This window comes from Bradyrhizobium sp. GW821-FHT12B03 (assembly GCF_058807535.1).
In genome coordinates, this window is record NZ_JBXAQU010000002.1 from 161,044 (window position 1) to 184,561 (window position 23,518).

Here is a 23,518-nt window from a genome sequence, read left to right on the forward strand (position 1 = left end):
CATGTCTGATCCGGCCGTCCCGCGCCGCCCGATCCTCGATCTGCGGTCGTTCACGCCCGCGCGCGTTGCGCTCGGCCGCAGCGGTGCAAGCGTGCCGACGAAAGCGCTGCTCGACTTCACGCTGGACCATGCCCGCGCCCGCGATGCCGTGCATGCGCTGTTCGATGCGCCGCGACTGGTCGCGGATCTCGGCGCGCTCGGCCTCGTCGTGACAGAGGCGAGGAGCCGGGCGCTCGACCGCAGGGACTATCTGCGCCGGCCGGATCTCGGACGACAGCTCGATGCAGGGTCCACCGAAGCTCTCGCGCGAGGCGCCACCGGGACATGCCAGCTTGCGGTGGTGATCGGCGACGGCCTGTCGGCGGCGGCGGTTCATGCCCATGCGGTGGCGCTGGTGACGCGCCTGCTGCCTTTGCTCGCGGAAGGCGATGCTGTCGCGCTTGGCCATGTCGTCGTCGCCTCAGGCGCGCGCGTCGCGCTGGGCGACGAGATCGGCGCCATTCTCGGCGCGCGCATGGTGGTGACGCTGATCGGCGAGCGGCCGGGCCTGTCCGCGCCCGACAGTCTCGGAGCCTATCTGACCTTCGCGCCGAAGCCGGGGCGCACCGATGCCGAGCGCAACTGCGTGTCGAACATCCACCACGCCGGGTTGAGCTATGACGAGGCCGCCTTCAAGATCGCCTGGCTCCTCCGCGAGGGACTGGCAAGGCAGGTCACCGGCATCGCGCTGAAAGACGAGAGCGCGGATCGGGCGCCGCGTCGAATTGGCACGGCTTTGCCCGAATGATGGCCATTCCGGCAAAATCGCCGCATCTTGATCGGTTTGGCCGCCCTTCGCCTGCTTGCGAAAAGGGTTGTTGACCTGCTAAACCCCTCGCGGCGATTTTCCGCGCATTTTCAAAGGGCAAGCCTCCCATTGGTATGGCATTTTCAAGCCGTTCACTGGGCGCGATAAGCTCACAGACCGAGCCGATTTAGGAACTGGACAAGGCATGCTCGAAAAGCACAGCGAGAGTGAGGTTCATGTCGAGAAGGTGGAGCAGGGACCCGCGTCCTCCATCGCCTTCGGGCTGGAGCGTCTCGGGCTGATCGCCGTCCGGGCGCCGATCGTCTCCTGCATCGTCCTGGTCGTGCTGATCGTCGCTGCCGTGTTCGGCATTCACCGGATCAAGATCGACGATTCGCTGTCGCAGCTCTTCCGCTCCGACACCCGCGAATTCCGCCAGTATGAAGAGGTGACGAAGAAGTTCCCGGCCGAGGAGTTCGACGTCCTCGTCGTGGTCGAGGGCAAGACCTTGCTGGCGCGGAATAACCTCGAGAAGCTGCGCGACTTCGTCACCGACTTGCAGCTGGTCGACGGCACCCGCGGCCTGGTCTCGCTGTTCTCGGCGCGCCAGGCGCCTGCGCCGGGCAAGCTGCCGGCGGCGTTGTTCCCGGGTGAGCTGCCCGAGGGCGCGGCCTATGACAAGTTCATCGAGACCGTCAAGAACAACGAGATCATCCGCGGCAAGCTGTTGTCGGAGGACGGCACGCTGGCGCTGATCGTGCTGTCGCTCGATCCGGAGGTGGTCGCCTCCAGCAAGCTGACCAAGACCGTCGCCGACATCCGCGCGCTGATGAAGGAGGATCTCGGCGACACCGGGCTCAACGTGCAGCTTTCCGGCGTGCCGGTGATGCAGCTCGAGATCCGCAACGCGGTCGAGCGCGACGGGCTCACCTACAACATCCTCGGCATTCTCGCCGGCTGTGTGATCGCCATCATCTTCTTCCGCAAGATATCGTTCATGATCGCGGCGGCGTTTCCGCCGATGATCGCGATCCTGCTGGCGCTCGGCGCGCTCGGCTGGGCGAACTTCAATCTCAACATGTTTCTGAACGTGATGACGCCGCTCATCATGGTCATCAGCTTCTCGGACTCGATGCAGCTGACCTTCGCCGCGCGCGACCGGCTGATCGCAGGCCAGGACAAGTTCACCGCGTTCAAGAACGCGGTGCTGGTGGTGGGGCCGGCCTGCGTGCTGACGCACGGCACCGCCGGCATTTCCTTCATCGCCCTCCAGTTCTCCGACTCCGACCTGATCCGCAAGTTCGGCGAGGCGGGCCTTGCCGCCACCATCATCGCGCTGGTCGCGGTGCTGTCGCTGGTGCCGGTGTTCGGCGTGCTGTTCGTGCGCAACGAGAAGGTCTTCGCGGTCAAGTTCCAGGGCGCCGATGCCGGCGTCCAGGCGCTGCGCAATTTCTGCTACTGGATCGCGGTGCGCATGGTGGGCCGGCCCGGCCTGTTCAGCCTGATCGCGGTGCTGTTCGTCGGCTGCCTCGGCGTCATCTACGCCAATCTGGAGCCGCGCTACCGGCTCGCCGACCAGGTGCCGGACAAGCGTCAGGCCGTTGCCGCCAGCGACCGGCTCGACGCCAAGCTCACCGGCGCCAACCCAGTCAACGTGCTGATCCAGTTCCCCAAGGGTGAAACGCTCTATTCGCCGGAGACGCTGCAGACGATCGCCGACGTGCACGCGACCGTGGAGAAGGCGGCCGGCGTCGGCAACGTCTGGTCGCTCGAGACCCTGCGCCGCTGGCTCGCGGAAAAGGCCGGCAGCGCCGACGTCGCGACGCTGAAGGAATATGTGAGCGTCATTCCCGAGCATCTGGTGCGGCGCTTCATCGACGCCGAGCAGGATGCGGTCGTGGTCGCCGGACGCGTGCCGGACAAGGATTCCAGCCAGCTCCTGCCGATCGTCGACAAGCTGGATTCCGAGCTCGACGCCGTCCGCAAGAAGCATCCCGGCTACGAGGTGGCGGTGACCGGGCTCGCTGCGATCGCCGCGCGCAACTCGGCCAGCATGATCGAGAAGCTGAATCGCGGACTCACCGTCGAATTCGCGCTGGTCGCGATCTTCATCGGCCTGGCCTTCCGCTCCTGGGTGGTGATGTTTGCCTGCATCCTGCCGGGCATCTTCCCGGTGGTGATGTCGGGAACGGTGCTGTGGGCGATGGGCGAGGGGCTGCAATTCGCCAGCGTCGTCGCGCTCACCGTCTCGTTCGGCCTCGGCCTCAGCGCCACCATCCACTTCCTCAATCGCCTCAGGCTGGAGAGCAGGCCGGGCGTCGGCTCGGCGCTCGCGGTGGAGCGGGCGACCGTGCTGGTTGGCCCTGCACTGATCCTGACCACGGTGGTGCTGGCCTGCGGCCTCGTCGTCACCGTGTTCTCCGACCTGCCGTCGCTGCGGTTGTTCGGCTGGCTCAGCGCCTTCTCGATGGTGATGGCCCTCGTCGCCGACCTCTTCATCCTGCGGCCGACGGCGATGTGGCTGATCAATCTGCACGCCAGGCTTCAGGGCGACAAGCCGGCGATCTGAGCGTGGGGGGGCGGATGCTGCCCTGCGCTTACGGCAGGCCGATGAGGTGATGGCCGACCGTTTCGTAATAGCGATCGCCGGCGAGCGGGCGCTTGGCGAACGCAAAACGACACGCTCTGGTGACGGCGGGGGGCATCCTCAGGCCCTGGCTGGTCATTGAGCCCTTGCGCGCCTGATCGGCGAGACTGCGCCACCGCGCCACGCTGTGGGCAATGCCGGCGCTTTCGCCTTTCGCGGCGATGGCGCCCGCGTCGAACATCTCGTCCACGATCAACAAGGCGGCGGCCGAACAGGCGGGCGCTTTCTGCTGCTCTATCGGCGGGCTCCGCACGCAGAGCACCGATTTGCGGTTGATCACGGCGGCCTCGTTTGCCGCGGACCACGCCTTCGGGCCTTGAGCAGATGTCTGCGAATTGGGCCCATGTCCGCAACAATGTCAGCAAAAAGCCCCCGGCTCGCGAGAACCGGAGGCGTGTTCCTCATCCGTTGGGAAGGGCCTCAGCCCTTCGTCATCGTGATGTTGACGCCGCGGATCTCGCCCTTGGAAGAGATCTGCACCGTCTGCTTGGTGCCGTTGGTGCGCAGCGACAGATTGGCGGCAAAGCCGTTGGCCTCGACGAACACGTCGATCTGGCCGCCGCCGGCGGTGCCCTGGAGATTGCCGAAGATGTTGCGGCTCGCCTCGCTCCAGTTGCCGGAGATGCGGTCGCCCTGGCTCGTCACATCGCTGGTGAGATCGAACTTGTAGCTGTCGGAGGCGCAGTGCAGCGCCTGCTTGAGGTTGAGGCCGCTGCCGGCGACCTTGTAGTCCGCCTTGCAGCGGATGCGCTCGGTGGAACCGTCGGACAGCGACACCGTGCCGGTGCCGGTCCACGCGCCGTCGAAGCCAGCAAACGGTCCGGACGACTGAGCGTGGCTTGCCGAAACCGAGAAGAGCAGCGCGGCCCCAATACCGGCCGCCTTGATCGCCTGTCCAGATCGCCCAAAGAATTGCATTTTGAATATCCCGTTTTCGAACGACGTTCGCTGAGGAAGAACGTCTCGCCACATCGAAGGTTTAGTGTTGCGAGCCTGTGTCAGGTTCAACACCTGATCGCCAGGGATGGCGGTTCACGAGGCGCCCGCGCCAGGCCTGGAGCTGGCGATTTCCTGTGTTTCAGCATGTTTCCGGCGGAAATGGCGGGGCGGAGAGATGCAGCTCTGCAACAGCCATGCAGTAAAATGCGAGGTGCCTGAATTATGACGTAGTATCAACCTCTTACATCTGCCAATGAGGGCACAGGGAAGACCTGATTTGGTGGGCGTGGCGCCAATTTGGCCGCATTTGCCAGTGCTTGTGCCTTCTCCGAGGCCGCGCGTTCCGCGGCGACTTGCCATCAGAACAATCCGTTCCGGTCGTCCACCCTGTGCTGCCCGGGACCGGTGCGATTCTGCCGTCAGAATGAAGGAATACAATGCGTAAGCTTCTCGTCGCTCTCACCCTGCTGTCGGCATCCCTTTCGACCGCGGCATTTGCCCAGTCAGGGCGCGGCACGGACGCCGAGCAGAAGGCCTGCACGCGCGACGTGCAGAAGTTCTGCCGTCCGGTCATCGATCAGGGCGATTTCACGATCCTGGCCTGCCTGAAGGAGAACCGGGCCAAGATCTCGCAGGCCTGCGACCAGGTCCTGAAGAACCACAACCAGTAAGCTCGGCCACTGGCCCACAAGGGCGGCCCCGGGGCCGCCTTTTCGGGGCCGATCCGCACAGGGCAGCCATCGACAGACAGGATTGGTTTTGCTGCCGTATTCCCCTATATGGGGGCCGCGGCGGCATCGCCGGCATGAGCCCGCGCGAGCGAAAAAGCCCTTCCTGTCCAAACGATAGTAAACCAGCCCTCGATGACCTCTGCGAGCGAATTGCGATCCGGCAAGGGTGACCGCGACGAGAATTTTCCCGTCGCGTCCTGGATCATTCATCCGCGTCATCGCGCGCTGATCCTGGCCTATTACAATTTCGTCCGTACCGCCGACGACATCGCCGACCACGCGACGCTGCCAGGCGACCAGAAGCTTGGCTATCTCGACCTGCTCGAGACGGAACTGCTCGGCAAGGGCGACACCCAGGCCGAGGCCGTCGCCTTGCGGCGCGCGCTGGCCGAGCGCGGCATGGCGCCGCGCCACGCGCTCGACGTGCTCGTCGCGTTCCGCATGGACGTCACCAAGCTGCGCTACGAGACCTGGGACGAGGTGATCCACTATTGCCGCTACTCGGCGATGCCGGTCGGCCGCTTCATGCTCGACGTCCACGGCGAGAGCACCTCGACCTGGGCGGCGTCGGACGCGCTCTGCGCAGGCCTGCAGATCAACAACCACCTCCAGGATTGCGGCAAGGATTTTCGCGAGCTCAACCGCGTCTACCTGCCGCGCGATGCGCTGGCCGCAAGCGGCGCATCCGTCGAGCAACTCGGGCTGGCGCAATCGCCGCCGGCGATGCTGGCCTGCCTGCAGGCGCTCGCCGTGCGCAACGAGGCGTTGCTCGACGAGGGCAGGTCGCTGGCTGCGGAGATCCGGGATGTCCGCCTCGGCGTCGACGTTGCGGTGATCCAGGCCTATGCCGACCGCATCGTGCGGCTCCTGAAGGTGCGCGATCCGCTGCGCGAGCGTGTGCATCTCAACAAGTTCGAGCTCCTCATCTTCAGCCTCGCCGGAATGATCGGCGAAGTCGGCCGCCGCGCGATCGGACGCAAGGCCATTTCCAGACCGGGGACTGCACATGACGCTTGAGGCGACCTCGCCCGGCGCCAGTTATGGCTCGACCGCATCCGGCAGCTCGTTCTATGCCGCGATGCGCATCCTGCCGCATGACCAGCGCGAAGCGATGTTCCAGATCTACAGCTTCTGCCGGCAGGTCGACGACATCGCCGATTCCGACGGCCCGCGCGAGGAGCGGCTCGCCGCGCTGCAGGAGTGGCGCAACGACATCGACGCGCTCTACCAGGGCAATCCGCCGCCGCGGCTGAAGGACTACGTCGCCTCGGTGAAGACCTTCGGCCTCAAGCGCGAGGATTTCCTGGCCATCGTCGACGGCATGGAGATGGACGTGCCGCAGGACATTCGCGCGCCCGACATGGCGACGCTCGATCTCTATTGCGATCGGGTGGCCAGCGCGGTGGGACGGCTGTCGGTGCGGGTGTTCGGCCTGCCGGAAGAGGACGGCATCCTGCTTGCCCATCATCTCGGCCGCGCGCTCCAGCTCACCAACATCCTGCGCGACATCGACGAGGATGCCGGCCTCGGCCGGCTCTATCTGCCGCGCGAAGCGCTGCTGCATGCCGGCATCACCTCCAACGATCCGAACCGCGTCATCGCCGAGCGCGCGCTGCCGAAGGTCTGCCTGCCGCTGGCGCAGCGCGCGAAGGCGTATTTCGAGAAGTCGGACGAGATCATGAACCGCAACAAGCGCCGCGCCGTGCGCGCGCCGCGGATCATGTCGAAATACTACCATTCCATTCTGGACCTGCTGATCGCGCGCGGCTTCAACGCGCCGCGCGAGCCGGTGCGTGTGTCGAAGGTCACACGCATCCTGATCCTGCTCCGTTACGCTTTTCTCTGATGCAAAACACAGCTCACATCATCGGTGCTGGAATTTCCGGCCTCTCCGCCGCCGTGCGGCTCGCCAATGCCGGCTTCAAGGTCGCCGTGCACGAGGCGACGCACCAGGCCGGCGGCCGCTGCCGTTCCTATTTCGACGGCGCCACCAATCTCACCATCGACAACGGCAATCATCTGCTGCTGTCGGGCAACAGCCACGCGCGCGCCTATGCGCGCGCGATCGGAACCGAGGCGGGCCTGGTCGGCCCTGAGAGCGCGCAGTTTCCCTTCGTCGATATCAAGACCGGGCAGCGCTGGCAGATCGATCTCGGCGCCGGCCGGCTGCCGACCTGGGTGCTCGACGAGGGCCGCCGCGTTCCCGACACGGGCCTCACCGACTATCTCAAGCTGGCGCCGCTGATCTGGGCGTCGGAGGCGACGCTGGTCGGCAAGTCCATTCCTTGCGAAGGCGTGCTCTATCAGCGCCTGGTGCAGCCGCTGTTGCTCGCAGCCCTCAACGTCGATCCGCCCGAGGGCTCGGCCGGGCTTGCCGGCGCGATCGTGCGCGAGACGCTGCTGGCCGGCGGGCAGGCCTGCCGTCCCCTGATCGCGCGCGACGGTCTCAGCGCCGTGCTGATCGAGCCCGCCGTAAAATTCCTGAGCGAGCGTGGCCACACAGTTCAGCTTGGCCACGAGCTGCGTTCCTTCACCACCAGGGACGGCAAAGCCGGTGCGCTGAATTTCGGCGGCGAGGATGTGATCCAGCTTGCCGACGGCGACGTCGTCGTGATGGCGGTGCCGCCGCGTGCCGCCGCCAGCCTGCTGCCGGGCCTGAAGACGCCGACCGAATTCCGCGCCATCGTGAATGCGCATTTCCGTTTTGAGCCGCCGCCGGGTTCGCCGCCGATCCTCGGCGTGATCGGCGGCGTCGTGGAATGGCTGTTCGCCTTCCCGAACCGGCTCTCGGTGACCATCAGCAACGGCGACCGTCTCGTCGACATGCCGCGCGAGGAACTCGCGCAGGCGATCTGGAACGACGTCTGCAAGGCAGGCGGCGTGTCCGGCGAGCTCTCGCCTCCATTGCCTCCTTGGCAGATCGTGCGCGAACGCCGCGCCACCTTTGCGGCCACGCCGGCACAGAATGCCCTGCGTCCGGGGCCGGTCACCGCGCTGAAAAACCTGTTCCTCGCCGGCGACTGGACTGCTACGGGATTGCCTGCAACGATCGAGGGATCGGTCCGGTCCGGTGATCGCGCCGCCGATCTGGTTTTGGCCGCAAAGCGGCCCTGACGGGCAAATGTCCCGTCCCATTTCAATCGACACTCGGAGCAATCGAGCGCCATGGATTCCGTGAACGCGACCAGCCGCGAAGCTTTGGAATCGAAAGCATTGGAAGCGAGCATTGCGTCGGCGACGCAAGGCGTGCTCGGCTTCCAGCAATCCGACGGCCATTGGGTGTTCGAGCTCGAGGCCGACGCCACCATTCCCGCCGAATACATCCTGCTGCGCCATTATCTCGCCGAGCCCGTCGACACGGTGCTCGAGGCCAGGATCGGCAACTATCTGCGTCGCATCCAGGGCGCCCATGGCGGCTGGCCGCTGGTGCATGACGGCGCGTTCGACATGAGCGCCAGCGTGAAGGCCTACTTCGCGCTCAAGATGATCGGCGATTCCGTCGACGCCCCGCACATGGTACGGGCGCGCGAGGCGATTCATTCGCGTGGTGGTGCGATCAACAGCAACGTCTTCACCCGTTTTCTGCTGGCGACGTTCGGCGTCGTGACCTGGCGTGCGACGCCGGTGCTGCCGATCGAGATCATGCTGCTGCCGTTCTGGTTCCCGTTCCACATCAACAAGATCTCGTACTGGGCGCGCACCACCATGGTGCCCTTGATGGTGATCGCTGCGCTGAAGCCGCGCGCGAAGAATCCGCTGGGCATCGGCATCGACGAGCTGTTCCTCCAGGATCCCCGCTCGATCGGCATGACGGCGAGGGCGCCACACCAGAGCAAGGCCTGGTTCATGTTCTTCCGCGCGCTCGACAGCGTCCTGCGCGTGGTCGAGCCGATGTTTCCGAAGCGTCTGCGCCAGCGCGCCATCGACGCTGCGCTCGCTTTCACGGAGGAGCGGCTCAACGGCGAGGACGGCATGGGCGCGATCTACCCGCCGATGGCCAACATCGTCATGATGTACGACGCGCTCGGCAGGGACGAGAACTTCCCGCCGCGCGCGATCACGCGCCGGGGCATCGACAAGCTGCTCGTGATCAACGGCGAGGAGGCCTATTGCCAGCCCTGTGTTTCGCCGGTGTGGGATACGACGCTGACCGCCCACGCGCTGCTGGAAGCCGGCGGCGACAAGGCGGTACCTGCGGCCAAGCAGGGCCTCGACTGGCTGATCCCGAAGCAGGAGCTTAGCGTGAAGGGCGACTGGGCGGTGAAGCGCCCCGACGTGCGCCCGGGCGGCTGGGCTTTCCAGTACAACAATGCCCATTACCCCGATCTCGACGACACCGCCGTGGTGGTGATGTCGATGGACCGCATGCGCCGCGAGCACGGCGTTGCCGGTTATGACGCGGCGATCGACCGCGCCCGGGAGTGGATCGAGGGCATGCAGAGCGATGACGGCGGCTGGGCGGCCTTCGACGTCAACAACCTCGAATATTACCTCAACAACATCCCGTTCTCCGACCACGCCGCGCTGCTCGATCCGCCGACCGAGGACGTCACCGCGCGCTGCATCTCGATGCTGGCCCAGCTCGGCGAGACCGCGACGAGCAGCAAGCCCGTGGCCGACGGGGTCGCCTATCTCCGCAAGACCCAGCACCCCGAGGGCTCCTGGTACGGCCGCTGGGGCATGAACTTCATCTATGGAACCTGGTCGGTGCTCTGCGCCCTGAACATGGCCGGTGTCCGCCACGACGACCCCATGATCAGCAAAGCCGCCGCTTGGCTGGCCTCGATCCAGAACAAGGACGGCGGCTGGGGCGAGGACGCCGTCAGCTACCGGCTGGACTACCGGGGATGGGAGGCCGCCCCCTCGACCGCCTCGCAAACGGCATGGGCCTTGCTTGCCCTGATGGCCGCAGGCGAGGTTGATCACCCGGCCGTCGCCCGCGGGGTGGAGTACCTGATTGCAACACAGAACGAAAAAGGACTGTGGGACGAGCAGCGGTACACCGCCACAGGCTTTCCTCGTGTATTCTATCTCCGGTATCATGGTTACCCGAAGTTCTTCCCGCTGTGGGCGTTGGCGCGGTACCGGAACTTGCGGAACACCAACAGCAGGGTGGTAGGGGTCGGAATGTGACTTTGGGGACGGGGGACTATCTGACCGCGGGCAATGCGATTGATCCGCGACCAATACTCATTGTGACCGGTCTGGTTCAGGAGGCCCGCATCGCGGCCGGGCCCGGAATGGCCGTCATCTGCTCGTCCAGCAGCCCGACCCAGTTGCGGGCGCTCCTGACCGTGGTGGACCCCGAAACGATTCGCGGCGTGATCTCGTTCGGCGTGGCCGGCGGGCTCGACCCGACGCTGCGCTCCGGCGACGTCGTGCTGGCGACCGAGGTGCTCGCCGGCGACACCCGCTGGGCCGCCGGCCTGTCGCTCGGCGACGACCTGATCGACCGCCTGACATCGGGCCGCCGCCGCGTGGTGCGCGGCAGCCTCGCCGGTGCCGAGGAAGTGGTCACCGGGCGCTCCTGCAAGGCGGCGCTGCATTCGGAGACCGGCGCCTCGGCCGTCGACATGGAAAGCCACATCGCGGCCGCCTACGCCGCCGAGGCCGGCTTACCGTTCGCCGCAGTCCGCGTCATTAGCGATCCCGCCCATCGCGCGCTGCCGGCGCTCGCCCGCGCCGCCATCAAACCGAACGGCCAGATCGACCTCGCCGCCGTGCTGCGCGGCATCGTCCGCAACCCGACCACGCTGCATGCGCTGGTCTCGACCGGCATCGACTTCAACCGCGCGCTGCGCTCACTTCGCGGCTGCCGGGATTATCTGATCGGGACGGAGCTGGTGGAGAGCGAGACGCTGGTGTCGAAGGCCGCCTGAGCGGGATCAGAGAGCTCACTAAAGAGAGGGCCCGGTCGCTATCAGCGATCGGGCCTTTTTGGTTTTCATGCCTCACTTCGTAGGATGGGTTGAGCCCTTGCGAAACCCATCGCTTCTCTATCTCCGCTCTCCGTAATCGCAGCCATCGCCCGACTCCACGTGACGATGAAACGAGGATGGTGCCCAGTTGACTGGCTTGACGGACGTTTGGTGAAACAAGTGTGATGGGTTTCGCAAGGGCTCGACCCATCCTACGAGCTGGAATTCGATTTTCTACCAAGCAAGGGGCGGAGTGGCGCCGCCTTTGTGTCGCTTGTATTTCCATGGGATCACACGAATGGACAATCATCCCATTTTTGATGTCTTAGCAAGATGGCCAGGCCGGGTTGCGACCCAGCGGGCCTTCGAGGCACGTGGCTTCCTGATCCCAGCTGCTTGGCAGAACAGGATGATCGAGTTCTGCGGAGCGAGCCAGGCGGATTTGCTCAATCGTTATTGGGATGAGGTAGCGATGGAGACGATGCGATCTATCGGAAAGGTGCATTCGGACCTCAGGAGATTCCTCATTGAGCCGCGATATCGATCTGCCTTTCTGGATGATCTGTTTGCTCGGAAGGATTTCGCCGACCCGGCTGTTCCGAATGGGCCTCTCATCAAAGGCTTGCTCGATCATTTCAAACGAGCATGGAGCGATCAGGAATTTCGCGAAAAAGATATCGGATTTCGCAGAGATCTACAGAAGCGCGAGTGCACGCGTCTGGGAATCCAGACGACAGGGTGGACCAGGAAAAAACGAGGTGTCATTCCTTTTGTTGACGAGTTCTGTGCTGCGCTCGCATTCAAGCGCCGCCGTAACCGTTGGCATAAGAAGCTAGGATGCGGCCTTATCTTCGAAGTTGGCCTGGATCTCGGCGGCGACCCCCAGCGGGTGGGAGCTCCCCTCGTCTTTCGGATATTCCTTGAAAGTGATCCGGAATGTGTTTTTGAAATGGGAGGCAATGAAGCGTTTGATCGGCTCATTTACGGAAGCCGGTTGTATTGGGCATCTGTCGATCCCGACGAATCTATTCTCGGAATCCGGGCTTACATCGAGCTATTCGACGTTGTCGCCGCATCGTTTGGGGCTTCTCAGCAAGCCTAGAATCTGCGGCCGTAGGATGGGTTGAGCGCTTGCAAAACCCATCGCTTCCCGATCATTGCTCTCCATAATCGCGGCCATCATCCGACTGATCGCCCGCCCAATCGGCTGGATAGTTGCCAAGCTCCGCGTGACGATGAAACGAGGATGGCGCCCAGTGCGTAGGGCGGATTAGCGCCAGCGTAATCCGCCATTCGCTCCGCGAGCATCACCTGCGCGATGGCAGATCACCGCTTCGTTCTTTGCCCGGCGGCCACATCGCCCGACCCGCGCGCAGCGGTCTCTTCCCGCTCGCCGAACTTGCCGTCAGATCCGGAATCTCCCGCCCAATCCGGCGGAAACATCCCGGCGCGGACGTCGCGATGAAATGACGAGTGCGCCCAATCGCGGACGCGATTGACCAGGCCGTGCTTGACCGGATTGATGTAGCAATATTCGACATGACGGGCGTAGTCGGCGTCGTCGCGGATCAGGTGTTCCCAGAAGCGTCGCTGCCAGATGCCGCGTTCGTGGCGTTCGATCCTGACGGAGCTGAGGCGCTCCTGTTTCGGCAGCGCACGGGCAAAGCGGCTCTTGATGAGCCGCCAGCGGGTCGAGAAGTCCGCATCGCCCGGCGGCAGGGTCCAGACCGCGTGCAGGTGATCGGGCAGCACGACGAACGCGTCCATGGTGAAGGGACGGCCTTGCCGCGTGTGGCCGACCGCATCGCGCAGGTCGTCGATATGGTCGACGAGCAGTGTCTGGCGGCGTTCAAGCAGATTGACTGTAAAGAACCACGAGCCGCCGGGAACGAAGGCGCGACGATAATTGGGCATGGTGGCTACGATAGCGCAGGAGCCGGCGATGTTGTAGTCACGGCGGATTACGCTGACGCTAATCCGCCCTACGGGCTTGTCGACGACCGTTGTCGCGCGTTCGGGTATCTCAATCCTGCTTGGAAATGGCGGGCGCCTTCTCGGAGGAACGGGGGACGCCAAAAACGCCAGCAGTGCGGTTTCCGCCTCGGTTTCCGTCAAGCCTAGCAGCGAAAGTCGCTTCAGGGGGCGCGTCAGCGGCGGCCAATCTGCAACCGGCTCGACCTCGATTGGGATGAGAAATCCATTGCGGCCCACAGGGTCCCCCCAATAGGCAGCCCAGCGTTCTGAACTCGAATATAACGCGTCAATGTAAGCATCACTGTAAATGGCGATCAGACAGTCCGAAGCCCGCAGACTCTCATCCATCCAGCGTGCGAGGTTCTCGCCGGCCCCGACCTCCCACTCATGAACGAACGGCGTATGACGCTGATCTCGCAGGATAACGCCGATCCAGTGCGCCCAGGCACGATCGTGTGCCGTGTAACTGACGAATATTTTCCGATGCAAGGTCTCCCCCCAAACAAGAGGACGCATTGCGGAAGATAGATCTACACCGCTTGTCAAGCGATTCAAGGTCCCGCAAGCTATGCGGTCATGGCGCAACGTTACCACGAAACAAGCGCGATGGGTTTCGCGAAGGGCTCAACTCATCCTGCGGAGTGGAAGCTGAAATGAGTGCACACGCCATGAATCCGATTGGATTTCTTTTCTTGCTATTGATGTTTCTCTATGGCGCCGCTGTCCATGCAGGCGAGCAAAAATGCAGCGCGGCTCGTCTCCGTGCAAATCTGACGAAATCTGACGGCAAGTGGTGGCTGGTTGAAGAAGATCCTCTGCTACCCCGAAAAAGGATAACGGTGGGGACCGAATATCCGGCGTGCGTTGCACACTGCGACAGTCCATTCCAACCCATTCAGCGGCTCTCGATTGGTCGAGATAAGATCTGGGTGGCCCTCTTCGGGGCCGACTACATGCCGGCCAGGCTTCGGGTGCTGGGCAAGGAACTCAGTCTCGATCGCATCACCTTCATGCTGCCGCTCCCCGCAATGTGGCAGAGCGTGATCATCCAAAGGTATGCGAAGCCGGGTGTACGGTTCACCCTTTCGGCGCCGGACGGCGAGTGTGGGGCGGGCGCATTGGTCCTGACAATTGACGGTACGGCGGCTGCCGAATCATTTCCAATCGAGCAGTGGCAATTCAAACGAACCAATACGAATTGGTGGCACTAGCTCCAGTGCTGGACTGCACCCCTCAAGTGAGACACGAGAATTTCTTTAGCAGTCACGCAGTCTGTGTATCGAATCCTCTCCCTCCTGGGCGCTTGAGCTGAACGAATAAAGGAAAAGGCCCGGTCGCATCGTGCGATCGGGCCTTTTCGTCAGTAGCCGTTTGCGCGCTTACGCCGCGGTCGAAGCCTTCCGTGCCGCCTTCTCCTGCGCGGCGGCCGCCTCGTCCTTGCGGATCTCCGACAGGCGCTTCTGCACCTCCGCCGAGAAGATGTACTGCGCCGGACGCTGCTTGCTCATGTCGATCTCCGGCGCCATCGGGCCGGTGGTCCTGATGCCGCGCAGCGACACCCACATCGCCTTGATCGGGTTGTTGAGGGCAGCGGTCGCCGCCGTCGGCTCGTAGCCGCAATGGGCCATACAGTCGGCGCACTTCTCGTACTTGCCGGTGCCGTAGGTCTCCCAGTCGGTGGTGTCCATCAGCTCCTTGAAGGTCTTGGCGTAGCCTTCACCGAGCAGGTAGCAGGGCTTCTGCCAGCCGAAAATGTTGCGCGCGGGCATGCCCCAAGGCGTGCACTCGTATTCCTGGTTGCCGGCGAGGAAGTCCAGGAACAGGCCGGAATGCATGAAATTCCACTTCTTGCCCTTGCCCATCGCGAAGACGTCGCGGAACAGCTTCTTGGTCTTGGTGCGGTTGAGGAAGTGCTCCTGGTCCGGCGCACGCTCATAGGCGTAGCCGGGCGACATCGAGACGCCGACACCGAGCTCGACGGTGAGGTCGAGGAATTTTGCGATCTCCTCGGCCGGGTGGCCGTCGAAGATGGTGGCGTTGACGTTGACTGTGAAGCCGCGCGCCTTGGCCGCCTTGATCGCGGAGACGGCGCGGTCGAACACGCCCTTCTGCGACACCGCCTTGTCGTGATGGTCCTTCAGGCCGTCCAGATGCACGGAGAAGAACAGGTAGGGCGAGGGCTCGAACAGGTCGAGCTTCTTCTCGAGCAGCAGCGCGTTGGTGCAGAGCGAGACGAACTTCTTGCGCGCAACGAGGCCGCGCACGATCTCGCCGATCTCCTTGTGGATCAGCGGCTCGCCGCCGGGAATGGCGACCATCGGCGCGCCGCACTCGTCGGCCGCGTCCCAGCACTCCTGTGCGGTCATGCGGCGGTTGAGGATCGCATCCGGATAGTCGATCTTGCCGCAGCCGACGCAGGCGAGGTTGCAGCGGAACAGCGGCTCCAGCATCAGCACGAGCGGATAGCGTTTGCGGCCAAGCAGTTTCTGCTTGAGCAAATAGCCGCCGATACGCATTTCCTTGAAGAAGGGGATAGCCATTACACGTTTCTTTCTGGGCTTGAAATTCGGGTGGGTCAGCTCGCAGCCAGTTGGGCCGGAAGCCGGAATTCGATGTTTTCCTCGCGGCCCGGCAGCACCGAGACCCTGACTGGTCCGATCCGCCGCATCGCTTCGATCACGTCATCCACGAGTACCTCGGGCGCCGAGGCGCCGGCCGTGACGCCGACGGTCCTGGCATTCTTCAACCACTCCGGATTGAGCTCGCTGCCGTCGGCAATCAAATAACTCGCGACGCCGGCCTCAGTGCCGATTTCGCGGAGCCGGTTCGAGTTCGAGCTGTTGGCAGCGCCCACCACCAAGATCACGTCGACCAGCTTGCTCAAGTCCCTTACCGCAGATTGGCGGTTCTGTGTCGCATAGCAGATATCCCGGATATCCGGGCCTTGAATATCTGTAAAGCGGGCCTGGAGGGCCGAAATGATGTCCCTGGTGTCGTCGACCGACAGGGTGGTCTGGGTGATGTAGGCCATTGGCGTATCCGCCGGCAGTCCAAGGGCGTTAACCTCTTCAACGCTTTGAACAAGCAGCACCGGGCCTGGAACCTGGCCCATCGTGCCCTCGACCTCGGGGTGGCCGGCATGGCCGATCAGGATCAACGTACGGCCCTTGGTGATGTAGCGCTTCCCCTGATTGTGAACCTTCGTGACCAGGGGGCAGGTGGCATTGAGCACCGGCAGGTCGCGCGCGGCGGCCTCTTCCTCGACGCTGCGGGCGACCCCATGGGCGCTGAAAACGGTCACCGCCTTGGGCGGAACCTCGGACAGCTCCTCGACGAAGATCGCCCCTTTGTTCTTCAGGCTCTCGACCACGTATTTGTTGTGCACGATCTCGTGGCGCACGTAGACGGGCGGGCCATACTTCTCCAGCGCCCGTTCCACGATCTCGATCGCACGCACCACGCCCGCGCAGAAACCGCGCGGTTGCGCTAGATAAACTTCCATAGGACGCCCATCACGCAAGTTGCACTCATCCGCTTCAAAGTCCCCGGCGGCACCCCCGATACTGACCAATGAGTTGCAATATCCGCACCATTGGGTTCGCGCACGTGGTAGCCACCCACCTCGTTGGGGCTCCGGCGCATGGAGGCGCAATACTTTGTGTCAAAAAATCGGCAGAAAGGAAAGGTCGAACGGACTTATAGGTTCCCTGCCGGTTCAATTCTTTGGTATTATAGTATGGCCATGGTCGTGAGCAAAATGGCGACATCTGTGCCCACCCCTTCGTCACTTTCCCGCCTCAACTCCCCGGCTATACCGACCGCCCCGCATGATTTTGCCGCGGTCTCCCGTCGTTTACCTCGAACCTTTTGGCGGCGAGACCCACTCAAAACAGCAATAGGTTTCGCCTGGGAACTCCGATAAACAGCGGGCGTTTCCGGCAAGCTGTTAACAGCAGAAAGAAAAGAAGTGCTGCAAAGCGTCGTCGTTGCCATCGTCAGGGCCTGCACCCGGTTTGCCTCCCTCGTCGTCTTTCTCGGGATCCTGCTTTCGGTGGGGGCCGGCTATTACACGTCCCAGCACTTCGCCATCAACACCGACATCAATTCGCTGATTGCCCAGAATCTGGACTGGCGCCAGCGCGACCAGCAGTTCGACCGTGCCTTCGACCGCGATGCGACGATCACGGCGGTCGTCGAGGCCAGGACGCCGGAGATGGCGACCGCTGCGGCGGACGCGCTCTTTGCGAAGCTGAAGGACGACAAGACCAATTTCCAGTCGATGCAGCAGCTCGGCACCGGCGAGTTCTTCGAGAAGAACGGCCTGCTGTTCCTGCCGACCGAGGAGGTCGGCAAGATCACCGGACAGTTCGAAGCCGCGGCTCCGCTGATCGAGATCATGGCGGGCGATCCCTCGATCCGCGGCCTGACCGGCGCGCTGGAGACGGGACTTGCCGGCGTCAAGCGCGGCCAGGTCAAGCTCGACAACACCGCGCGGCCCTTCAACCTGATCGCGCAGACGGTCGAGAGCGTGCTCAACAAGGGCAATGCGAGCTTCTCGTGGCGTGAGCTCGTCAGCGACGAGCCGCTGTCGGATTCCGACAAGCGCGCCTTCATCGAGTTCAAGCCGATCCTCGACTACAACGCGCTGGAGCCCGGCAAGGGCGCCACCGACGCGATCCGCAAGGCCGCCGTGGATCTGGATTTCGCGACCAAGTACCAGGCGCGGGTACGGCTGACCGGTCCGGTGCCGATCGCGAACGAGGAATACGCCACCGTCCAGGAAGGCGCCGTCGTCAACGGCGTCGGCACTGTCCTCGTCGTGCTGCTGATCCTTTGGCTGGCGCTGCATTCGGCGAAGATCATCTTCGCGGTGTTCGTCAATCTGTTCGTCGGGCTTGCGCTTACGACCGCTGCCGGTCTGATGATGGTCGGCTCGCTCAATTTGCTGTCGATCGCGTTCGCCGTGCTGTTCGTCGGTCTCGGCGTCGATTTCGGCATTCAGTACAGTGTCCGCTACCGCTCCGAGCGCTACAAGCACAACGATCTTGCCGGCGCGCTGGTGCTGGCAGCCAAGCGCTCGGCGGTGCCGCTGTCGCTGGCGGCGATGGCGACCGCCGCCGGCTTCCTCTGCTTCATGCCGACCGATTACAAGGGCATCTCCGAGCTCGGCCAGATCGCCGGCGTCGGCATGCTGGTGGCGTTCCTGTCCTCGATCACCGTCTTGCCGGCGCTGCTCAAGCTGTTGAATCCGCCCGGCGAGAAGGAGCCGGTCGGCTACGCCTTCCTCGCGCCGCTCGATCACTTTCTGGAGAAGCACCGCGTGCTGGTCGTTGGCGGCACGCTGCTGCTCGCGCTCGCCGGCCTGCCGCTGCTCTACTTCATGAAGTTCGACTTCAACCCGATGAACCTGCGCAACCCGAAGGCCGAGTCGATCGCGACCTTCCTCGATCTGCGCAAGGATCCGAACACCGGCGCCAATGCCATCAACGTGATGACCACGTCGGAGGAGCAGGCGAAGCAGGTCGAGGCGAAGCTGGAGAAGGTTCCGGAGGTGCTGCGCGTGATGTCGCTCAACAGCTTCGTGCCCGAAGACCAGCCGCCGAAGCTGAAGCTGCTCGCGCAGGGCGCCAAGGTGCTCAATCCCGCCCTCAATCCCGACCAGATCGATGCCGCACCGTCGGACAAGGAGAACGTCGATTCGTTGAAGTCCTCGGTCGACAATCTGCGCCGGACCGCGGGCGATGCGAAGGGCCCGGGTGCGGTCGCCTCGCGCCGCCTTGCGGATGCGCTGGAGAAGCTCGCCAACGGCGACGAGGCCACGCGCAACAAGGCGCAGGACGTGTTCGTCACGCCGATGAAGATCGTGTTCGACCAGCTCAGGAACGCAATGCAGGCCGAGCCGGTCACCCTGAAATCACTGCCGCCCGACCTCGTCAGCGCCTGGAAGAGCAAGGACGGCATCATCCGCGTCGAGGCGCTGCCCAAGGGCGATCCCAACGACAACGACACGCTGCGCAAATTTGCGGCGGCGGTGCTCGTTGCCGAGCCGACCGCGATCGGCGGGCCGGTCTCGATCCTGAAATCCGGCGACACCGTGGTGAAGGCGTTCATTCACGCCGGCGTCTATGCGCTGCTGGTGATCGGCCTTCTGCTGTGGATCACGCTGCGCCGGTTCGTGGACGTGCTGATGACGCTGGTGCCGCTTCTGGTTGCCGGCGCGGTCACGCTCGAGATCTGCGTGCTGATCGGCCTGCCGCTCAACTTCGCCAATATCGTTGCGTTCCCGCTGCTGCTCGGCGTCGGCGTCGCCTTCAAGATCTATTATGTCGTAGCCTGGCGCTCGGGCAGAACAAACCTGCTTCAGACCAGCCTGACACGCGCGATCTTTTTCAGCGCGCTGACGACGGCGACCGCGTTCGGCAGCCTGTGGCTGTCGAGTCATCCCGGCACGTCCAGCATGGGCAAGCTGCTCGCGCTCTCGCTGGTGACGACGCTGGCAGCCGTGCTGCTGTTCCAGCCGGCCTTAATGGGCAAACCCCGCAATCTCAGGGAGTAGGCAGATGTCGCCGACAGGGTCGGCGGCGCCCTTCTGACCGGGCTTGGTGGCTGAGGTGGCGGTCTTCGGGGCCGGCGCGGGTGCAGGCGCTGTGGCGCCCGTCGTGCCTGGTGCCCCTTGTTGTGCTCCTTGGGCTTTCGGCGCCGCGCCGGCGGGCTTCGGCGCGCCCTTGGCCATGGCGTTGGCGGTGCTCAAGGGAATCGGTGGGCCGACCCGGGTCCAGGTCTCGCCACCGCAGAGGAAGCCCATCACGCAACCCTTGATTTCAAGCTGGTCGGTGCCCGCAGGCGTGATGGTCGCGCTGTAGAGCTGGCCATCCTTGGCGTTGTAGACTTGGCCTTCCCATTGCTCGGCGCCAGCCTTCTTCTTCATGTCGATGAGGATCGCCATACCCAGCGTCGGCCTGCTCTTTTTTGAGACATCCGGGTTGTTCTCGTCGCGGCCGCCGGACTGTTTTTCCCAGGAAACCGCGCCCCACATGCTGCCATTGCATTGGGCGACGCGGACATTGGCGACGCCGTCGGCGACCCGCCAGTCGCCGGTCGGATCCGCCGCGAGCGCGGGTGTCAGGCAGGCGTAACCGCAAGTCAGTATTATTCCGGTGTAAAGTGTCAAACGCATGAGTGTTCCTCGGCAGTGCAACATGGTTTAAAGCTGTGCTTGCGAAGATGGTCCGAAAAAGGGCAAAAGGCCGCACAGACCGTTTTCAGGAACGGTCCGTTTTCAGTTGACGAGACGGCCCTCAACCGAAGTATGTAGCGGATGCACAGCCCAAATCCAGACATGTCTCAACTGTTCGCGGACCGTCAGGCCCAGCGCAGTGCCCTGCATAATCGGTATCTGAACGAGCAGTTCGTCCGGGTTCTGAAGACCATCGGCTACGATGTCGGCTTCCAGAAGGGGCAGGGGCAGTACCTCTACGACCGCGACGGCGCGCGCTATCTCGACCTGTTGTCCGGCTTTGGCGTGTTTGCGATCGGGCGCAACCATCCGGTCATGCGCGAGGCGCTCAAGAGCGTGCTCGATGCCGACCTGCCCAATCTCGTCCAGTTCGACGTCTCGACGCTCGCCGGCGTGCTCGCCGAGCGGCTCCTGAAGTACGTCCCCTATCTCGACAAGGTGTTCTTCGCCAATTCCGGGGCGGAATGTGTCGAAGCCGCGATCAAGTTCGCGCGCGGCGCCACCGGTCGTCCGGGCATCGTCTATTGCGCCCACGGCTATCACGGCCTGACCTATGGCGCGCTGTCGCTGACCGGAGATTCGAACTTCCGCACCGGCTTCGAGCCGTTGCTGCCGGGCTGCACCCCGGTCCCGTTCAACGATCTGGCCGCGCTCGAAAAGGCGCTGGCCTCGCGCGAGGTCGCGGCCTTCGTCGTCGAGCCGATCCAGGGCAAGGGCGTCAACATGCCCACGGACGAGTTCCTGCCGGGTGCTGCCGCGCTCTGCAAGAAATACGGCACGCTGTTCGTCGCCGACGAGATCCAGACCGGCATGGGCCGCACCGGCCGCTTCCTCGCGGTCGAGCACTGGAACGTCGAGCCCGACATGGTGCTGCTGTCGAAATCGCTGTCGGGCGGCCACGTGCCGGTCGGCGCGGTGCTGACGCGCAAGGGCATCTTCGACAAGATCTTCAACCAGATGGACCGTGCGGTGGTGCACGGGTCGACCTTCTCCAAGAACGATCTGGCGATGGCCGCGGGCATCGCCACGCTCGACGTCATGGAATCCGAGAAGCTGATCGAGTCCGCCGCCAAGCGCGGCGCCGAGCTGCGCCTCGCGCTGACGCGCATGGTGCCCGGCTACGAGCTGATGAAGGAAGTGCGCGGCAAGGGCCTGATGATCGGTGTCGAGTTCGGCCCACCGAAGTCGTTGCGCCTGCGCGCCTCGTGGAACGTGCTGGAGACCGCCAACAAGGGCCTGTTCTGCCAGCTCATCACCGTGCCGCTGTTCAAGGACCACAAGATCCTCACGCAGGTGGCCGGCCACGGCAGCCACACCATCAAGCTGCTGCCGCCGCTCACGATCACCGAGGAAGACTGCAGCTGGATCGAGAAGGCGTTCGACGACGTCATCGCCGGCAGCCACAAGGTCCCCGGCGCGATCTGGTCGCTCGGCAAGACGCTGGTGGACAACGCGGTGCGAAGGTCGGCCTAAGAGCGCTCCGTAGCGTCGGCCACGTATTTGCTGTCGAGGCGTGAGATATCGTCATGCGATCGGCAATTGTTCTTGTTTCGCTCCTGCTGTTTCTGACGTCTGTACTGTCCGGCGCTCGTGCATGGCTCAGCTACAACAGCTACAGAGAGCTGATGCCTAAACCCCTCGTATCCGGGCCGCTTACGACTATACGTGTCTCCATGCGTGCGATGCACGATCCGGATGATCCCGACGTGTCCCAAGAGTGCTTGGCACACCTTAAGAGCTTCAAGATTGCAGCGCTGGTCGCCGCCGCGACATGGATCGTCATGGGACTATTTGTCGTGGCAGTGAGAGCATTTGACCTGCAACGATTTCTCGATCGAGTTTGACCGCAGAAATAATCTACCCCTCCACATTCGCTTTCATCGCCGCCTCGAACTTGTCGACGAACTCGGCGAGCTCGTCGTTGCCGATGTCGCTGACGGCCCAGAAGTTCAGGCCGCGCTCGCCCCAGCGGCGGCAGTTGAAGCCCTGCATGGTCTGGGTCTTCGGCGGCCGGTGTTCGGTGCTCGCGGTCTGCGACACGAATAAATTGATCACGTGCTGCCGGCGCTTGTAGACGACCGCGCCGATGGCGCGGGCGTCGATATAGTCGAGCCGGCCGCCGACCAGTGTGAAGCCTTGGGCGGTGAGGTCGATCACGGGCGGGGCGACGTCGAGCTTGCCGTTGAACCAGGGTTTGACGGTGTGCTGGTCGGTCGAGATCACGTCGGTGAGATGGCCGGCCTGGAGCGAGCGCAGATGCGCGGAGACGACCTCCGACAGGATGCGCTGCTGGTCGTCCTGGCGCAGCACCAAGGCGACGACGCCGGAGGCGGCGAGCGCGGAGACGGCCGAGCCCATCGCAAAGCCGCGCAGCACGGAGCGGCGGGTCGGTTGCTGGCGCTGTGGCTGCGGCAGCGAGGCCTCGATCCGGCTGCGCAGGCTTGCCGGCGCGGTGTAGCGCAGATTGGTCTCAGTGAGCACGCGCCGCATCTCGCGCTGTGCCGCAAGCTCGCCGGCGCAGGCCGGGCAGCCGGCGATGTGGGCTTCGACCTCGCGCGCATGGCCGGCATCGAGCTCGTTGTCGATCAGCGCGTGAAGCAGGATTTTTGCTTCGTCGCAGGTCATCTGGAGTGCTCCTCTTCCGCCGTCCAGGCCGCGCGCAGCATGGCGCGGGCACGGGCGAGGCGGGACATCACGGTGCCGACGGGTGCGCCGACGGCCTCGGCGATTTCACGATAGGACAGGTTGTTGATCTCGCGCAGCACGAATGTTTCCTTGAACGGCTCGGCGAGCGCGTCGATCAGTCTGCGGATCGCGCCGGCATCGCGGCTGCGCAGCACTTCGGTCTCGGGGCTCGCTTCGGTCTCCTGCCATAGCGGCGTCTGCTCGGCGGCACCGGGTGCGTCTTCGATCGCGGCGTGCGAATGCGCGCGACGTGCATATTCGGCGTTGCAGACGTTGCGCAGGATCGCGAACAGCCAGGGCTTCATCGTCGGCCCGCGATAGCTGTCGAAGTGCTTCAGCGCGCGCAGATAGCACTCCTGCACCGCGTCCTCGGCGTCGGAGGCATCGCGCAGCAGATAGCGCGCGAGGGTGTAGACGTCGTCGAGATAGGGCAACGCCGCCTCGCGGAAGCGCTGCGCCTTCTGCACATCGTCGGTGACGGGCATCGCCTCTCGCTTTGCCTCTTGCTCTTGTTGCTTCGTCTCGTCCCTATGCGTGACCGAGGATGCGTGAGCCCGGCCGGCGTGGGACCACCGGCCGGGCAGGACAGAGATGCCTTGG

Annotated in this window: 21 protein-coding genes and 1 pseudogene; 13 read left to right on the top strand and 9 right to left on the bottom strand. The window is 64.0% G+C overall.

Annotation, left to right across the window (positions count from 1 at the left end; all coding sequences use genetic code 11):
* The first annotated feature begins 1 nt into the window (after window position 1).
* A complete protein-coding gene (eutC, locus tag AC1RUR_RS04820; RefSeq protein WP_492841869.1) occupies window positions 2–787 on the top strand; it encodes an ethanolamine ammonia-lyase subunit EutC in 786 nt (261 codons plus the stop codon).
* 205 nt (window positions 788–992) lie between these two features.
* On the top strand, window positions 993–3,356 hold the full coding sequence (locus AC1RUR_RS04825; protein ID WP_492841871.1) for an efflux RND transporter permease subunit: 2,364 nt from the start codon (window positions 993–995) through the stop codon (window positions 3,354–3,356).
* 28 nt (window positions 3,357–3,384) lie between these two features.
* Here AC1RUR_RS04825 and AC1RUR_RS04830 read toward each other — a convergent pair whose 3' ends face one another.
* On the bottom strand, window positions 3,385–3,714 hold the full coding sequence (locus AC1RUR_RS04830) for a hypothetical protein (RefSeq protein ID WP_492841873.1): 330 nt from the start codon (window positions 3,712–3,714) through the stop codon (window positions 3,385–3,387).
* Between the two features lie 140 nt (window positions 3,715–3,854).
* Window positions 3,855–4,352 (bottom strand): hypothetical protein, encoded by a 498-nt coding sequence (locus AC1RUR_RS04835; protein ID WP_492841875.1) that lies wholly within the window; start codon window positions 4,350–4,352, stop codon window positions 3,855–3,857.
* Window positions 4,353–4,810: 458 nt separating this feature from the next.
* Between AC1RUR_RS04835 and AC1RUR_RS04840 the strand changes: the two genes are divergently transcribed.
* The 7 genes from AC1RUR_RS04840 to AC1RUR_RS04870 all read left to right on the top strand — a co-directional run bounded on the left by AC1RUR_RS04840 (window position 4,811) and on the right by AC1RUR_RS04870 (window position 12,124).
* Window positions 4,811–5,044 carry a hypothetical protein gene (locus tag AC1RUR_RS04840; RefSeq protein WP_492841877.1) on the top strand — a complete coding sequence of 78 codons (234 nt, stop codon included), beginning with the start codon at window positions 4,811–4,813 and terminating at the stop codon, window positions 5,042–5,044.
* Between the two features lie 192 nt (window positions 5,045–5,236).
* Window positions 5,237–6,121, top strand: coding sequence for a squalene synthase HpnC (hpnC, locus tag AC1RUR_RS04845; protein ID WP_492841879.1), 885 nt, complete (start codon window positions 5,237–5,239; stop codon window positions 6,119–6,121).
* Entirely contained in the window at window positions 6,111–6,950 is an 840-nt protein-coding gene (gene hpnD / locus AC1RUR_RS04850; protein ID WP_492841881.1) for a presqualene diphosphate synthase HpnD, read from the top strand. The genes hpnC and hpnD overlap by 11 nt, the downstream gene beginning before the upstream one ends.
* Window positions 6,950–8,218, top strand: coding sequence for a hydroxysqualene dehydroxylase HpnE (gene hpnE, locus AC1RUR_RS04855; protein ID WP_492841883.1), 1,269 nt, complete (start codon window positions 6,950–6,952; stop codon window positions 8,216–8,218). The genes hpnD and hpnE overlap by 1 nt, the downstream gene beginning before the upstream one ends.
* 51 nt (window positions 8,219–8,269) lie before the next feature.
* Window positions 8,270–10,237: a squalene--hopene cyclase gene (gene shc / locus AC1RUR_RS04860; protein WP_492841885.1), complete on the top strand. Its 1,968-nt coding sequence runs from the start codon at window positions 8,270–8,272 to the stop codon at window positions 10,235–10,237.
* Entirely contained in the window at window positions 10,234–10,983 is a 750-nt protein-coding gene (locus tag AC1RUR_RS04865; protein WP_492841887.1) for a phosphorylase, read from the top strand. Before shc ends, AC1RUR_RS04865 begins: the two co-directional genes overlap by 4 nt.
* A 337-nt stretch (window positions 10,984–11,320) precedes the next feature.
* Entirely contained in the window at window positions 11,321–12,124 is an 804-nt protein-coding gene (locus AC1RUR_RS04870; protein ID WP_492841889.1) for a hypothetical protein, read from the top strand.
* A 224-nt stretch (window positions 12,125–12,348) separates the two neighbouring features.
* On the opposite strand, the gene AC1RUR_RS04875 is transcribed toward AC1RUR_RS04870, so the two are convergent.
* Window positions 12,349–12,936 (bottom strand): REP-associated tyrosine transposase, encoded by a 588-nt coding sequence (locus AC1RUR_RS04875; RefSeq protein ID WP_492842395.1) that lies wholly within the window; start codon window positions 12,934–12,936, stop codon window positions 12,349–12,351.
* Between the two features lie 210 nt (window positions 12,937–13,146).
* Window positions 13,147–13,512: pseudogene (locus AC1RUR_RS04880) on the bottom strand (toll/interleukin-1 receptor domain-containing protein); the annotation flags it as partial.
* A 137-nt stretch (window positions 13,513–13,649) separates the two neighbouring features.
* Between AC1RUR_RS04880 and AC1RUR_RS04885 the strand changes: the two are divergent.
* Window positions 13,650–14,207, top strand: coding sequence for a hypothetical protein (locus tag AC1RUR_RS04885; protein WP_492841891.1), 558 nt, complete (start codon window positions 13,650–13,652; stop codon window positions 14,205–14,207).
* A 168-nt stretch (window positions 14,208–14,375) separates the two neighbouring features.
* Here the strand turns inward: AC1RUR_RS04885 and hpnH are convergent, their stop codons facing one another.
* A complete protein-coding gene (gene hpnH, locus AC1RUR_RS04890) occupies window positions 14,376–15,536 on the bottom strand; it encodes an adenosyl-hopene transferase HpnH (RefSeq protein ID WP_334536634.1) in 1,161 nt (386 codons plus the stop codon).
* Window positions 15,537–15,571: 35 nt separating this feature from the next.
* Window positions 15,572–16,498 carry a 4-hydroxy-3-methylbut-2-enyl diphosphate reductase gene (gene ispH / locus AC1RUR_RS04895; RefSeq protein ID WP_492841893.1) on the bottom strand — a complete coding sequence of 309 codons (927 nt, stop codon included), beginning with the start codon at window positions 16,496–16,498 and terminating at the stop codon, window positions 15,572–15,574.
* A gap of 465 nt (window positions 16,499–16,963) precedes the next feature.
* Between ispH and hpnN the strand changes: the two genes are divergently transcribed.
* Window positions 16,964–19,552 (top strand): hopanoid transporter HpnN, encoded by a 2,589-nt coding sequence (gene hpnN, locus AC1RUR_RS04900; RefSeq protein ID WP_492841895.1) that lies wholly within the window; start codon window positions 16,964–16,966, stop codon window positions 19,550–19,552.
* Here hpnN and AC1RUR_RS04905 read toward each other — a convergent pair.
* Window positions 19,520–20,173 carry a DUF2147 domain-containing protein gene (locus AC1RUR_RS04905; RefSeq protein ID WP_492841897.1) on the bottom strand — a complete coding sequence of 218 codons (654 nt, stop codon included), beginning with the start codon at window positions 20,171–20,173 and terminating at the stop codon, window positions 19,520–19,522. The genes hpnN and AC1RUR_RS04905 overlap by 33 nt on opposite strands.
* Before the next feature lie 141 nt (window positions 20,174–20,314).
* On the opposite strand from AC1RUR_RS04905, the gene hpnO reads away from it, so the two are divergent.
* Window positions 20,315–21,706, top strand: coding sequence for an aminobacteriohopanetriol synthase HpnO (gene hpnO, locus AC1RUR_RS04910; RefSeq protein ID WP_492841899.1), 1,392 nt, complete (start codon window positions 20,315–20,317; stop codon window positions 21,704–21,706).
* 53 nt (window positions 21,707–21,759) lie between these two features.
* Window positions 21,760–22,077, top strand: coding sequence for a hypothetical protein (locus AC1RUR_RS04915; protein ID WP_492841901.1), 318 nt, complete (start codon window positions 21,760–21,762; stop codon window positions 22,075–22,077).
* A 13-nt stretch (window positions 22,078–22,090) separates the two neighbouring features.
* Here AC1RUR_RS04915 and AC1RUR_RS04920 read toward each other — a convergent pair whose 3' ends face one another.
* Together AC1RUR_RS04920 and AC1RUR_RS04925 are read right to left on the bottom strand one after the other, a co-directional pair.
* Window positions 22,091–22,858: an anti-sigma factor family protein gene (locus AC1RUR_RS04920; RefSeq protein WP_492841903.1), complete on the bottom strand. Its 768-nt coding sequence runs from the start codon at window positions 22,856–22,858 to the stop codon at window positions 22,091–22,093.
* Window positions 22,855–23,403, bottom strand: coding sequence for a sigma-70 family RNA polymerase sigma factor (locus AC1RUR_RS04925; protein WP_492841905.1), 549 nt, complete (start codon window positions 23,401–23,403; stop codon window positions 22,855–22,857). The genes AC1RUR_RS04920 and AC1RUR_RS04925 overlap by 4 nt, the downstream gene beginning before the upstream one ends.
* Window positions 23,404–23,518: the final 115 nt, after the last annotated feature.